Genomic DNA, 12,462 nt, shown 5'->3' with positions numbered 1-12,462 from the left:
CAAGCGCTCCGGCGGTAGCGATATCCACCTCGGAAGGCAAAGGAACATCCCATGGGCATCAACGACGAACGCGATATTGAAGCCAACCTGCAAATCGGCCCCACCGACAAGGGAATGGTACGTCTGTTTATCGAAGGCGATGGTATTGAAATCCCTATGGATTTCACCCCTGAAGAAGCTCATGAAATCGCTGAAGAAATCATGGCAGCAGCGGCACGGGCCCGCCAGGCTGGCGGTAAAAAGCGCCGCTAGTCCCAATCGGGATGCATATCTGGATCCCGCAGCACCTGTAGGCGCCGCGCAGCCGTGACCGCAAACTTTTGCACCATGACCTTTCGCCGCGCCGCAGCAAGCTTGGCCTCTGGTGCCATGCGAACGATCTCGGCTGTATAGGCGTCACCGATGATCAGCCCGTGGTCATCCGGCAAAAGCTCTGTCGGGAAGTGTTCGTCCACCGCAAAGAAGAACCGGTCCGCCCATTCAAGGTAGCCCTGCCACTTGCAGTCAGAGGTGAAATCCGCACGGCTGGATTTGCATTCGACCACCCAAATCTCTCCTTTCGGTCCTAGCGCCATGATGTCCACGCGCAGTCCGCGGGTTGGCACCAGTTCTTCAACGCAGGCGAAACCATAGCTTGCCAAATGGCGCGAGACCCCGCGCTGCAAGAGTTGGCCGGGTTGAAGCAAGGGAGGCATTTCAGTCATCCTGCATTTTATGAACATATCATGAACATATGCAAGCCCCCCACCCCGCATTGGTCTTTTGCCTGTGCGTACCTATCTTATGAAGCAGTTTAGTAAGGATACTTAGATGAGCGATCTTGAAGACCCCTCAGCGCGCGCCCGTGGTGTGCGCTACGCGCGCGAGCTTGAAGGACATCTGGGCTGGCTTGATACCTTCTCAGGAACCGCGCTGGGCGTGCTGGCTGTGGCCTCCGGCATCTATACCTATCTTGGCGTATCCTCATTGCTGGATGACAACGGCGCGATGAGCACATTTGCAGCAATTGCCTATTCTGTCGCGGTTTCAGTTGGGATTTTTGTGTTCTGGTCTTACATGCTGCGCCTGTTTCCAGCAGTGCGCGGGGCACGGGCACGGATCGGGCTTATGGGCGCGATGGGGCTTGGGTCAATTGCGATTATCGCGATGTCTAGCTGGCTGAATGCCGCCGCCCTTGCGGGCTCGGCGGCAGTGGAACAACATCTGGCCAAGACAGTACAAGACTATCAAGTCTCGTTGGAGCGCGCCCACGAAACAGCCCTTTCTGCCCAAGGGCTTGAACGCGATGTTGCGCGCGTACGCCAATCCTTTGAAGACCTGAGTGAACAAGAAGCCACCGGCAACTTGTCCGGACTTGCCGGTCGTGGCGCAGTGTTCCGTGTCCTGCGCCAAAAGGCGAGCGAACTGTCAGGACTGGAGACGCAGATCGCTTCGCAAACACCGCTGGTGCAATCCGCGTTCACCGAAGGCAACGCCATTCTGAGCCGCATGCGCGCCCTGACTGTAGAGGCCGGACCAGTTGAGGCCCGCTCGGTCGAGTTTTCCGAACAGGCCGTCAGGCTGGCGGGGCTGATCACCCAAATGCGCCAGCTTTCCGTGGCCTCATTGGTCGAACGCGCAGCCCAGGATCTGTCCGCCTCTGTGGTTCTCCCCGAACTTGACGGCCGCTCGGCGGAAACGAGGGGCGATCAAGCGGCCACAATAACGTCCGTGCTCGAAGTACTGTCGCAACGGGCGCAGACGCTTGCCCGCGCGGCTCAAGCGGTACAATCCCTGCCAGCACCACCCGAAACAACCTATACGCCCATCTCTTCTGCGGACGCCGTGATCCTCTACGCGCGCAACTTTGTGCCATCCTGGGCGGGCGCTATCGCGATTGACCTTCTGCCGGCAGTGCTGGTGTTCATCCTTGCCATCACCCAAAGCGCCATCCGGTTGGGCCGCGAAGGAACCGCCGTCGAAGACAGCCTTACTCTGGCAGAACTGCGCGCAGCCATCGCCGTGATGAAGGAAATGGACCACGCTATGAAAGACGATACCGCTGAAAGAGATTCCGCCATCCCGTTGCCAGCCAAAACCGCCGCCGAATGAGCATCGTCCGTAAACATGTCTCAGTCGGTCGTGTCTTGGCCGGTGTTCTGGTTTTCCAGCTGGTACTGGGCTGCCTGCTGATTATTGGCGATTTGCAGCAGGGCTTTAGCCTGCCGCGTATGGGGCCAAGCTCTCCTTCGTTGTCTGATCCGGTGCGTCCGGGCGATCAGACACGCCGCTTTTCACCTGACCGCGCGGTGCCGTCCAATAGGGAGCCATTGCCAGAACGGCTGACACTAACTGTCGTCGCAGGGGGAGATGCGGTGCTGCTTGAAGGCGCGATCGCGGAGGGTGATGCACCCCGCATTCTCAAACAGATCGAGGAGTTATCCGCGCCCCCCACCCGCGCAATCCTAAACTCTCCCGGTGGGTCCGTTCACGATGCACTGGAACTGGGTCGCGCCTTAAGAGGCGCAGGGCTGAACACCGAAATGCGCGAGGATGACATCTGCTATTCCGCCTGCCCCTACCTGCTTGCGTCCGGCGTTCAGCGCACGATACCGGAAGGCGCTTTCGTAGGGGTGCATCAACACTATTTTGGCGAAAGCACGTTATTGCCGGCCTTCGTCGCCGTTGAAGACATCCAGCGCGGCCAAGGAGAGGTGATGCGTTACCTTGATCAAATGGGCATCGATCCACTGGTCATGCAGCATGCACTGGCGACACCGCCAGACGAAATTTACGTGCTGCTACCCGAAGAATTGGTCCGCTACGACTTTATTGAGGAAGCGGCGCAATAGCCACTTGTTATGCCGCTGTACCAGCCCTACATAAAGCCTGTGGCGGGTTCTGCCCTGCGCGACTGACGTTACATTCCAGTGGCCTTAAGCAAATCCGAGGGAGCTGGCTCTGTTTTAGCCCTGGTTAATTTATCTGGCACCCACCTGTACATACAGGTCCTCGGGAATACAACCGACCCGGCAACGGCGGTCCCGCCACACCTTTTGGACGTTTAGCGCACCCGTAACGCACTACCAAACAGGCGGTGCATCTCTTCGCGTGTGACGTTACCTTCGGGAAGCTCAGATGCATTCACATCGTCCGCGGTGTCCTTCTCCTGAAAAACGACAGGCTCTGGGTTTTGTACCGGTTTTTCCTCTGGGCTGGGAACTGTCCAGTTTATCTCATCATCCTCGCGACGTGACATGACAAACAAAATCATCTTCTCCAATATCGACATCACCGCCCCACTGCTAGTTACTGTATTGAACACCAAATTCTCAATAATCAATCAAAGCGCTGACAAGCTGACGGATCAACATTTTTCTATACATGCGGGAATTTAATTTGAAGGGTACCGTCGGCACCCGCACCCGTTGTAACGACCCCTCTTGCGGTAGCGCCGCGGCCCAACGGGAAAGCGCTATCTATAACACTTTATTAACAATGCATTAACTAATAACCTGCAGCTATGCAGATGTATCTCAAGCGACTGAAGCATTAAGTTTGCCTCACAGAAAAACACCAATAGGTTGCATAAATGCATCTACCAAAAGTGGAATAATGCCCATCACCACCGTGTACACATAGCCGACAAATTGGTGATACGGCGCAGATCGCGCACTTGGATGACCAGCATAACCTTGGGCAGGCATGATCTTGTCCGTCAGGACAGCGCTAAACCTAATTGAGTTTCAGCAATGCTCAGCGCGATCTCAGAATGCATCAGGGCGCGCTTCGCGGGCCATATGATCCAGCACAGCATTCACAAACCGCGATTCTTTGCCATCTGGAAAGAAGGCCGAAGCCAGATCAAGATACTCTGAAATCACAACCTTTGGCGGCGTAGCGTCGTCCAGCATTTCAGCACCAGCAGCGCGGAAAAGGCCCCGAAGTGTCGGATCAATGCGCCCAATCGGCCATTTAGCCACCAGCGCGCGATCTGTCATCTGGTCAATTTTCGCCTGATTGCGGATTGCGTCTTCGAGGACCCGCGTGAAGTGCGCTTCGTCGCCTTCAAGCATTTCCTCGCCGTCCATCATCTCGCCAAAGCGGTAATCAAGAAATTCCAGCCGCACCTTGTCCAGCGTCAGGCTGGAGTGTTCCATCTGGAACAGCGCCTGCACCGCGTAAAGACGCGCGGCCGAGCGCATCTTGCGCTTCATGTTGCCGGTCATATTGTCGGTGCGGCTTGGCGTGCTCATGCGGTGGTGTTTCCGTCTATGTTTCCGGCCATCAATGTGTCCTCGCCGCGCGGCTTGAACCCGATGCCCTTAGGGGTGGAGGACCACTTACGGCCCAGCGCAATCAGATGCAAGGCCGCGAGTGCAGCCCCGCCGCCTTTGTTCTGGCCTTCGGGGTCCGCACGAACATCCGCCTGCCCCTTCGTTTCGACTGTCAAAATGCCGTTGCCAATGCACAGCCCTTGCAAGCCCAACAGCTGCAACGCGCGGGAGCTGTCGTTGCACACTGTCTCATAATGCGTGGTTTCCCCACGAATGACACAGCCCAGCGCGACATAGCCGTCAAAGTTGCTACCATTGTCCGAAATACCGATAGCAGTGGGAATTTCCAGCGCACCCGGCATCTCAACCACGTCATAAGTGGCACCTGCATCTTCCAGCGCCGCCTTGGCGCCAGTCAGCAGGCCCGCAGCAATATCGCTATAATACGGAGAAACGACAATCAGGACCTTTACCGGCTTGTCGAAAACCGGCGCAGGCAGGACAGTGTGATCTTCTGATGCGGCCATGATGCTATTCCTTGGTAATGGGACGGCTGCCAACGATCTTGAGATTGTAAGCTTCCAGACCAGTATATTTGGTACTCGGATTATCTGTGAGCAAAATCAGCTCATGCACGTCCAGCGCGGCCAGAATTTGTGCGCCAAGCCCTGTGCGTTTGATCGTACGCGGCGCTTCGTCTTCGGCATCCAGACGCAGGCGCGGATTCGGTTCGCGGAACAACATCACAACGCCCCGACCTTCTTCCGCAATGATCTGCATCGCACGCGGCAGCTCGTCCGGCGCGCTGGGACCCAAGCCCAAAACATCTTCTAGCGCGTTAAGCGCATGGGTACGGGCCAACACTGGCGCACCATCGCCGATTTCACCTTTGCTCAACACAACATGGTCAGTGCCCGAAATCTGATCTTCAAACACCCGCATGCGCCATTCGCCACCGTGGGCTGATTCCACCATCCGGTCATCGCGCTGCACCAACATGTTGTCATGTTTGTTGCGGTAGGCGATCAGGTCACTGATAGTACCGATTTTCATCTTGTGTTCAGCCGCAAAGGTGACCAGATCGGGCAGACGTGCCATCGTGCCGTCAGGCTTCATGATTTCACAGATCACACCCGCAGGGGCCAGCCCCGCAAGGCGGCTGATATCAACCGAAGCTTCCGTATGCCCCGCCCGCACCAGCACACCGCCATCACGCGCGCGCAGTGGAAACACATGGCCAGGTGTGGCGATGTCAGCAGCGCCGTTAGCCTCATCAATCGCAACAGCTACGGTCAAGGCACGGTCACCGGCAGAAATACCGGTGCTCACGCCCTCGCGTGCTTCGATGCTAACGGTAAAAGCAGTCTCATGGCGTGAAGAATTGTTGGTCGCCATCATCGGCAGCTCAAGCGTGTCGACACGCTCCTGTGTCATTGGCAGACAAATCAGACCACGCCCATGCGTCGCCATGAAGTTGATGGCCTCTGCATCGGCGAATTCAGCGGCAATCACCAGATCGCCTTCATTCTCTCGGTCCTCATGATCGACAAGGATATACATCTCGCCTGCACGACAGGCGGCGATGATGTCTTCGATCGGTGATATCGCGTTGGCGAGTTCCGCTTCAACAGGACCGGGGGTTTCAAAGCTCATGGGAGGCTCCCTTGTTTTCTGACACCGGACCTAGCCGACTATGACGCCCATGACCAGAGCAAGCGCTGCGTTACGGGCAGTGCTTGCCTCTCAGGCATTGGCGCCGCTGCCCTCATCGCTGCATATCAGCCAATCTTGCCACATAGCGCGCAAGCGTGTCGATCTCTAGGTTAACACGGTCGCCCACGACCACATCGCCCCAAGTTGTCGCGATTTTTGTATGGGGGATAAAATTAATCCCGAACGTGCAGTCATCCACTTCGTTCACGGTCAGCGACGTCCCGTTCAGCGCAACAGATCCCTTCGGCGCGATGAATTTGGCCAAAGCTTCCGGTGCCCGAAGGGTAACGCGGGTGCTGTCGCCTTCGTCGTGCATTTCAACGACTTCTGCGACACCATCCACATGGCCTGAAACGATATGTCCGCCCAGTTCGTCACCGACCTTGAGCGCACGCTCGAGGTTCACGCGGCGGCCCACGCGCCAGTCACCAAGATTGGTCATATCCACCGTCTCGCGGCTTACCTGAACTTCATACCAGTCCGGTCCCAGATCAACGACCGTCAGACAGACCCCGTCACTGGCAATGGACGCGCCCATATCAATGCTGCCCGTGTCATAGCCACAGGTGATGCGCGCACGCAGGTCGCCTTCTTGCTTCAGCTCGGATATGGTGCCGATATCGGTGATTATCCCCGTAAACATCGTCTTCCCTTCGGGTTAGAGTGCGCAGACGGCCGCAAGGCCATATTTTCGTCAGAGTTTTGAGACTAAATAACGTGAAGAGCAACCAAAGAAAGCCTGACATGTTATCGCACGCGCCGGATGGCCGGGTATTTCTGTTCCTCCAAGGACCTCACGGACCCTTTTTCAATCGATTGGGCAAGATGCTGCGCGCGGCGGGGGCGGATGTATGGCGTGTCGGCTTTAACGCGGGCGATCGCGCCTTCTGGTTCCATCCAAGCAGCTACATCCCTTATCGCGGCACGGCGGATGCATGGCCTGAAACATTCTCGGCATTGCTAGAGGATAAGGCCATTACCGATATCGTGCTGTACGGTGATACCCGTCCGATCCATGCGCAGGCCGTAGCCGAGGCGCGCGCACGCGGACTGACCATCCACGTCTTCGAAGAAGGCTACATGCGCCCCTATTGGGTGACATATGAACGCGGCGGTACGAACGGCAACTCACGCCTGATGGAAATGAGCATCGAGCAGATGCAAAAGGCGCTGGAGAAATCCGACATGGAGGCGCCCTTGCCCCCCGGTCACTGGGGCGACATGCGCCAACATGTTTTTTACGGTGCGCTTTATCACTGGTTTGTGATGTTCCGGAATGGCGACTATCGCAATTTTCGTCCTCACCGCGACTTGCCTGTGACCAAAGAATTCCAGCTGTACTTCAAGCGGCTTCTGCTTATGCCATGGCAGGCGATTGAACGCCGCATCGCGACACTGCGCATCCGGCTGGGGGGCTTTCCCTATCACCTTGCCCTTCTGCAATTGGAACACGACAGTTCTTTCCAGATGCATTCCCCTTTCAACACCATGAGCGATTTTCTGGAGCTTGTGATTGACGGTTTTGCCCAAGGGGCCCCGCGCCACCATCACTTGGTTGTCAAAGCGCATCCTCTGGAAGATGGCCGCGTCCCTGTGCGGCGTGAGATCAAGCGGCTGGCAAAAGCCCACGGCGTTTCAAGCCGGGTGCATTTTGTGCGAGGGGGCAAACTTGCCCAACTGCTGAATGATGCGCGCACGGCTGTCACGGTAAATTCAACCGCGGGCCAACAGGTGCTTTGGCGCGGCATCCCGCTGAAAGTTTTCGGTAGCGCAGTTTATGCCAAGCCTGAATTCGTATCGGATCAGCCACTGCCGGAATTCTTCAACAACGCTGCCCGCCCCGACAATCGCGCCTATAAGGACTTCCGACGCTATCTGCTTGAAACCAGCCAGCTCCCGGGAGGCTTTTATTCTGCGCGGGGACGCAGACAGCTGATGCGGCAGGTCGTTGATATGATGCTAGGGCCTGATGATCCGTATGAGGCGTTAGAAACCGGCACCGCGCCTCCGCGCCAGCAGTTGCGTGTCGTGAACTAACAGCCACAACCCCTTGTGCTTCCTATCAAAGATCAACCTATATCGCGGCAGCAATGCCACACATCCTGGCCCTCTCCCGCAATGTCGGGCACGCCCGAGTAGATTTTCACAGATAACTCGGCTACGCTCCGATCCAATACGTCGAATTAATCGGCGATCTTGAGGCAGAAAATAGGTCGAGGAGACCGGGCAGTGAAAACCCTTAGCATCCGGTGGGCACACCCCATCGCAGTCATTGCGGCTTGTTCCGTACTGGTATCCTGCGGATTGCCGCAGGTTGGCCCTAACAAGCGCCAGATCTTCGCAGGCTCTGTACAACGTGAAGGCGACGCCTTTATCGTGTCGGTCAATGACCGTGTAACACGGGCGACAGCTGTTGTGCCCGCGCTTGGCTTCTCGTCTGAATTCAAAAATGCAGGCACGCTGGGCTCCGATACAATTCGGGCCGGCGACGTGCTTGGCATCACCATCTATGAGAACGTCGATGATAGCCTTCTGGGTGTCGAAGGTGCCCCGGCTACGCTGGAAGAAGTACAGGTGGACGGCGCTGGCTTCATCTTCATCCCTTATGCCGGTCGGATAAAAGCGGCGGGCAATTCACCCGAAGCGATCCGCCGCATCATCACAGGTAAGCTGGCAGATCAAACGCCTGACCCACAGGTTGAGGTCCGACGCGCAGCCGGCGACGGATCGACCGTCTCGTTGGTGGGGGCAGTCGGTGGTCAGGGCGTCTACCCGATTGAGCGTCCAACACGCACCCTTGCGACCATGCTTGCACGGTCCGGCGGCATCACCATCGAACCCGAGATCGCGCAAATCACGATCATTCGTGGCAGTGCACGCGGCAAAATCTGGTTCGAAGACCTGTACAGACACCCGGAACTCGATATCGCCCTGCGCGGTGGGGACAAAATTCTGGTGGAACAGGATACGCGGTCCTTCACCGCTCTTGGTGCGACAGGTTCCCAAGCCCGCGTCGCATTCGAGACGCAAAACCTTTCTGCCATCGAAGCGATTGCACAAGTTGGCGGCCTGCTCGCCTCCTCTGCTGATCCGACGGGCGTATTTGTGCTCCGTAACGAGCCTGAGGAAGTGGCCGAACAAGTTTTGGGCAGAAACGACCTGCAAGGCGCACAACGTCTGGTCTATGTGCTCAACCTCACAGAGCCGAACGGCATGTTCATGGCCCGTGATTTCGTGATCCGGGATGGCGATACACTTTATGTGACGGAAGCACCGTTCACCCAATGGAGCAAGGTCATCAGCGCGATCACGGGCACGGCAAGCTCCGCCGCCGGTATCACGGCCCTGACCAGCCCCTAAGGCAGACGATGGGCCTTGGACCTGAAACATACAACACCACAGCCGCCGGTTCTGAAAAGGACCGGCGGCTTTTTGTGTATAATGGCGGCTTCCTGACCCAAGGGCGTATCCGCCGCATCCTGCAGCTGTCCGGCTATTCCATCCACATCGGGCTGCCATCAGAGCCGAATGACGCCGTGGCCGTGTGGGGGAACTCCCCCACCGCCCACCGTGGCGAAGGTGTCGCCGAAGCGCGCGACGCCCCGGTCGTGCGGATAGAAGACGCAGCGCTACGCTCTCTCTTTCCCGGTCGCGACGGAGAGCCGCCGCTGGGCCTTGTGATTGATCACCTCGGCGTGCATTTCGACCCTACCAGACCTTCGGATCTCGAAGTGCTGCTGGCGACGCATCCGTTGGACGACACAGCTTTGCTGAACCGCGCACGCGCCTGCATCGCGCGGATCGCAGAAGCCCATCTCAGCAAATACGCTGCCATTCCGCTGGACACGCCCGCACCGCCGCCCGGCTATGTCGTGGTCATCGACCAGACAGAAGGCGATGCATCAGTTATCGCCTCGGGTGCGGACCGTACGCGATTTCTCGAAATGCTGTATTATGCGCAAGAAGAGCACCCCGGCGCGCAAATATTTATCAAGACCCACCCCGAGACTGCCGCAGGTCATCGCAATGGCTATTTCCGCGACAGCGACTTGAATGATCGCATTGCGTTCTTCACCGATCCGATCAGCCCCTACACCTTGTTTGAGGGCGCACGCGCCGTCTACACCGTATCGTCCGGCCTGGGCTTCGAGGCGATTTTCGCAGGCCATAAGCCGCGCGTGTTTGGCCAGCCGTTCTATGCCGGTTGGGGCCTGACAACCGATGCATTCGAAGTTCAGCGCCGCCAGCGCACGCTGACCCGCGCACAACTGTTTGCAGCCGCGATGATCCTTTATCCTCGCTGGTATGACCCCTACCACGACACGCTCTGCGAATTAGAGACCGTCATTGATACGCTAGAGGCGCAGACCCGCTGTTGGCGAGAAGACCGCCGTGGCTGGCACGCGGCAGGGATGAGCCTGTGGAAACGGCCTCATTTGCAGAAATTCTACGGCAGTCGCTTGCCGGTGACTTTTGGCGATGCACCTGCCGACATTTCAGATCGCCCACAAATGGTCTGGGCCGGAAAAGCGGACAACATTTCCAGCGCGATGACCTATGTCGAGGACGGCTTTATCCGATCACGCGGATTGGGTGCTGCGCTTGTCCCTCCAGTGTCGTTGGTCAGCGATGATCTGGGAATTTATTACGACCCAAGCCGCCCCTCGCGCCTTGAGAAATGGATTGAAATACGTTCACAGCTGCGACCGGATCAGGAATTGCGCGCAGCGCGCCTGATCCGCAGCCTGACAGACGCCGGTATTAGCAAATACAACACCGGTGCAGCCCCCCGGAGCTTGCCCGATGGGCACCGTATCCTTGTCTGTGGACAGGTCGCTGATGACGCCTCTATCCGAACAGGGACAAGCGATATCACCTCTAACCAAGCGTTGCTGGATGCCGTCCGCGCAGCTCATCCAAACGCAATAATTCTGTTTAAACCCCACCCAGATGTAGAAGCAGGTCTGCGTGAGGGTGCGCTTACCAATCCGGAACTTGCCAATCTAATTGTGACGGATACTGATCCTGCGACCCTGCTGGCGCAGGTACATGAAGTCCATACCATGACATCCCTTATGGGTTTCGAGGCGCTGCTAAGGGGGCTGCCTGTAACCACCTATGGCGCACCATTCTATGCAGGCTGGGGGCTTACGCGGGACATGTCAGATGTGCCGCCCCGCCGTCGGGCCACCCCGACATTGGAAGGGTTAGTGCATGCCACTCTGATTGACTATCCGCGCTATTTTGACCCCAAAACAGGACTGCCCTGCCCGGTAGAAGTGGCCGTAGAGCGGTTGAGCACTGGAGATATCCCGCAGCGCGGGCGTATCAACTGGATCGTTTCAAAGGTGCAGGGGCATTTCGCTAGCTATGCGCATCTGTGGCGCAAGCGCCGTTAGTCGTGGTTGCGCACCCAATGGTGCAGGATGTCAGGACCTACCACCTGAGTTTTGACCAAATCAAATCGCGGTGCAGCCGCTAAGCGGGACAAACCCATTGCGCCGATGCCCGGCAAGCCTTCAGCGCCAATCACGACACCTGCGGAAAACCCGACCAGATGATCCACAAGGTCAGCTTGCAACAGGCTCGCTGCCACGGCCGAGCCCCCTTCGGAAAATATGCGTGTCAGACCATAACCACCCAAGCGTTGCATGACGTCAGCCATATCCATCTGACCGCCGCGCACAGCGCAGGACAGCAATACCGCCCCCATGCCTTGCCACGCCTCAATCAATGCCTGAGGTGCGTCCGCCCCGTGGCACAAAATCAACGGCACCTCATGCGCGGTCTGGCCCAGCTTGCTGTTGAGAGGAATATCCAGCCGCCGCGAAACAACAACGCGCGCGGGCTGTCGTTTGACGCCCATTTCCCGCACTGTAAGCGAAGGATCATCTGCGCGGGCCGTACCGCCGCCGATCATCACTGCGTCATGGCGACTGCGCATGGCATGAACCACCCGCCGCGCAGGTGCTTGGGTAATCCACTGGCTTTCCCCTGTCGCGGTCGCAATCCGGCCGTCAAAGGATGCTGCCAGTTTCAGCGTCAACATTGGACGCCCCTGCTCCACACGGCTGAGGAATCCTTGATGATCCCGCAGCGCTTCATTGTAAAGAACGCCAGTTTCAACCGTGATACCTGCAGCACTCAGCATCTCAAGACCTCGCCCCGACACACGATCATCACTGTCTTGCAATGCGACAATAACGCGTGCCAACCCAGCATCAATCAATGCTTGGGCACAGGGCGGTGTCTGACCTTGATGGGAACATGGTTCCAGCGTGACGTAGGCTGTGGCACCACGCGCGGCATCGCCTGCCTGTGCCAGCGCCTGAGGTTCTGCATGGGGCCGCCCTGTGGGCGCAGTCCAACCGCGCCCGACAATACGACCGTCGTTCACAATCACACAGCCCACCGCGGGGTTGGGCCATGTATTGCCTTGCCCGCGCCGCCCCAGGGACAGCGCAAGCGCCATATAGCGATTATCATTCACCTG

14 protein-coding genes are annotated in these 12,462 nt (G+C 57.7%); 6 read left to right on the top strand and 8 right to left on the bottom strand.

The window, feature by feature from the left end; genetic code table 11:
* Positions 1-51 precede the first annotated feature (51 nt).
* Positions 52-252: a DUF6324 family protein gene (locus tag K3757_RS05995; protein WP_260000126.1), complete on the top strand. Its 201-nt coding sequence runs from the start codon at positions 52-54 to the stop codon at positions 250-252.
* On the opposite strand, the gene K3757_RS05990 is transcribed toward K3757_RS05995, so the two are convergent.
* Complete coding sequence (locus K3757_RS05990; RefSeq protein ID WP_260000124.1) at positions 249-695, bottom strand: MmcB family DNA repair protein; 447 nt, start codon at positions 693-695, stop codon at positions 249-251. The two genes, K3757_RS05995 and K3757_RS05990, sit on opposite strands and share 4 nt — an antisense overlap.
* Positions 696-810: 115 nt before the next feature.
* On the opposite strand from K3757_RS05990, the gene K3757_RS05985 reads away from it, so the two are divergent.
* Together K3757_RS05985 and K3757_RS05980 are read left to right on the top strand one after the other, a co-directional pair.
* Entirely contained in the window at positions 811-2,091 is a 1,281-nt protein-coding gene (locus K3757_RS05985) for a hypothetical protein (RefSeq protein ID WP_260000122.1), read from the top strand.
* Positions 2,088-2,831 (top strand): hypothetical protein, encoded by a 744-nt coding sequence (locus K3757_RS05980; protein WP_260000120.1) that lies wholly within the window; start codon positions 2,088-2,090, stop codon positions 2,829-2,831. The genes K3757_RS05985 and K3757_RS05980 overlap by 4 nt, the downstream gene beginning before the upstream one ends.
* Before the next feature lie 212 nt (positions 2,832-3,043).
* Here K3757_RS05980 and K3757_RS05975 read toward each other — a convergent pair whose 3' ends face one another.
* The 6 genes from K3757_RS05975 to K3757_RS05950 all read right to left on the bottom strand — a co-directional run bounded on the left by K3757_RS05975 (position 3,044) and on the right by K3757_RS05950 (position 6,612).
* A complete protein-coding gene (locus K3757_RS05975) occupies positions 3,044-3,271 on the bottom strand; it encodes a hypothetical protein (RefSeq protein ID WP_260000118.1) in 228 nt (75 codons plus the stop codon).
* A gap of 271 nt (positions 3,272-3,542) precedes the next feature.
* Positions 3,543-3,686 carry a hypothetical protein gene (locus tag K3757_RS05970; protein ID WP_260000116.1) on the bottom strand — a complete coding sequence of 48 codons (144 nt, stop codon included), beginning with the start codon at positions 3,684-3,686 and terminating at the stop codon, positions 3,543-3,545.
* Positions 3,687-3,746: 60 nt separating this feature from the next.
* Positions 3,747-4,235, bottom strand: coding sequence for a transcription antitermination factor NusB (nusB, locus tag K3757_RS05965; protein ID WP_260000114.1), 489 nt, complete (start codon positions 4,233-4,235; stop codon positions 3,747-3,749).
* Entirely contained in the window at positions 4,232-4,783 is a 552-nt protein-coding gene (locus tag K3757_RS05960; RefSeq protein ID WP_260000112.1) for a 6,7-dimethyl-8-ribityllumazine synthase, read from the bottom strand. The genes nusB and K3757_RS05960 overlap by 4 nt, the downstream gene beginning before the upstream one ends.
* A gap of 4 nt (positions 4,784-4,787) precedes the next feature.
* On the bottom strand, positions 4,788-5,909 hold the full coding sequence (gene ribB, locus K3757_RS05955; protein WP_260000110.1) for a 3,4-dihydroxy-2-butanone-4-phosphate synthase: 1,122 nt from the start codon (positions 5,907-5,909) through the stop codon (positions 4,788-4,790).
* A 112-nt stretch (positions 5,910-6,021) separates the two neighbouring features.
* Positions 6,022-6,612, bottom strand: a complete 591-nt coding sequence (locus K3757_RS05950; RefSeq protein ID WP_260000108.1) for a riboflavin synthase — start codon at positions 6,610-6,612, stop codon at positions 6,022-6,024.
* Between the two features lie 101 nt (positions 6,613-6,713).
* On the opposite strand from K3757_RS05950, the gene K3757_RS05945 reads away from it, so the two are divergent.
* The 3 genes from K3757_RS05945 (at position 6,714) to K3757_RS05935 (ending at position 11,368) form a co-directional block, all read left to right on the top strand.
* A complete protein-coding gene (locus tag K3757_RS05945) occupies positions 6,714-8,006 on the top strand; it encodes a capsule biosynthesis protein (RefSeq protein WP_260000106.1) in 1,293 nt (430 codons plus the stop codon).
* A gap of 192 nt (positions 8,007-8,198) precedes the next feature.
* Positions 8,199-9,329, top strand: a complete 1,131-nt coding sequence (locus K3757_RS05940) for a polysaccharide biosynthesis/export family protein (protein ID WP_260000104.1) — start codon at positions 8,199-8,201, stop codon at positions 9,327-9,329.
* Positions 9,330-9,337: 8 nt separating this feature from the next.
* Positions 9,338-11,368, top strand: a complete 2,031-nt coding sequence (locus K3757_RS05935) for a capsular polysaccharide biosynthesis protein (RefSeq protein ID WP_260001195.1) — start codon at positions 9,338-9,340, stop codon at positions 11,366-11,368.
* On the opposite strand, the gene ribD is transcribed toward K3757_RS05935, so the two are convergent.
* Positions 11,365-12,459 (bottom strand): bifunctional diaminohydroxyphosphoribosylaminopyrimidine deaminase/5-amino-6-(5-phosphoribosylamino)uracil reductase RibD, encoded by a 1,095-nt coding sequence (gene ribD, locus K3757_RS05930; protein ID WP_260000102.1) that lies wholly within the window; start codon positions 12,457-12,459, stop codon positions 11,365-11,367. The two genes, K3757_RS05935 and ribD, sit on opposite strands and share 4 nt — an antisense overlap.
* Positions 12,460-12,462: the final 3 nt, after the last annotated feature.

The sequence above is a fragment of the Sulfitobacter sp. S223 genome (assembly GCF_025143825.1).
Lineage (GTDB): Bacteria > Pseudomonadota > Alphaproteobacteria > Rhodobacterales > Rhodobacteraceae > Sulfitobacter.
The sequence above is the reverse complement of the archived record's forward strand: the minus strand, read 5'-3'. Positions and strand labels throughout refer to the sequence as shown.

Bases quoted from the DNA above. Each gene is read 5' to 3' on its own strand.
- K3757_RS05995 (WP_260000126.1), top strand. From the start codon at position 52: ATGGGCATCAACGACGAACGCGATATTGAAGCCAACCTGCAAATCGGC.
- K3757_RS05990 (WP_260000124.1), bottom strand. From the start codon at position 695: ATGCCTCCCTTGCTTCAACCCGGCCAACTCTTGCAGCGCGGGGTCTCG.
- K3757_RS05985 (WP_260000122.1), top strand. From the start codon at position 811: ATGAGCGATCTTGAAGACCCCTCAGCGCGCGCCCGTGGTGTGCGCTAC.
- K3757_RS05980 (WP_260000120.1), top strand. From the start codon at position 2,088: ATGAGCATCGTCCGTAAACATGTCTCAGTCGGTCGTGTCTTGGCCGGT.
- K3757_RS05975 (WP_260000118.1), bottom strand. From the start codon at position 3,271: ATGTCGATATTGGAGAAGATGATTTTGTTTGTCATGTCACGTCGCGAG.
- K3757_RS05970 (WP_260000116.1), bottom strand. From the start codon at position 3,686: ATGCCTGCCCAAGGTTATGCTGGTCATCCAAGTGCGCGATCTGCGCCG.
- nusB (WP_260000114.1), bottom strand. From the start codon at position 4,235: ATGAGCACGCCAAGCCGCACCGACAATATGACCGGCAACATGAAGCGC.
- K3757_RS05960 (WP_260000112.1), bottom strand. From the start codon at position 4,783: ATGGCCGCATCAGAAGATCACACTGTCCTGCCTGCGCCGGTTTTCGAC.
- ribB (WP_260000110.1), bottom strand. From the start codon at position 5,909: ATGAGCTTTGAAACCCCCGGTCCTGTTGAAGCGGAACTCGCCAACGCG.
- K3757_RS05950 (WP_260000108.1), bottom strand. From the start codon at position 6,612: ATGTTTACGGGGATAATCACCGATATCGGCACCATATCCGAGCTGAAG.
- K3757_RS05945 (WP_260000106.1), top strand. From the start codon at position 6,714: ATGTTATCGCACGCGCCGGATGGCCGGGTATTTCTGTTCCTCCAAGGA.
- K3757_RS05935 (WP_260001195.1), top strand. From the start codon at position 9,338: ATGGGCCTTGGACCTGAAACATACAACACCACAGCCGCCGGTTCTGAA.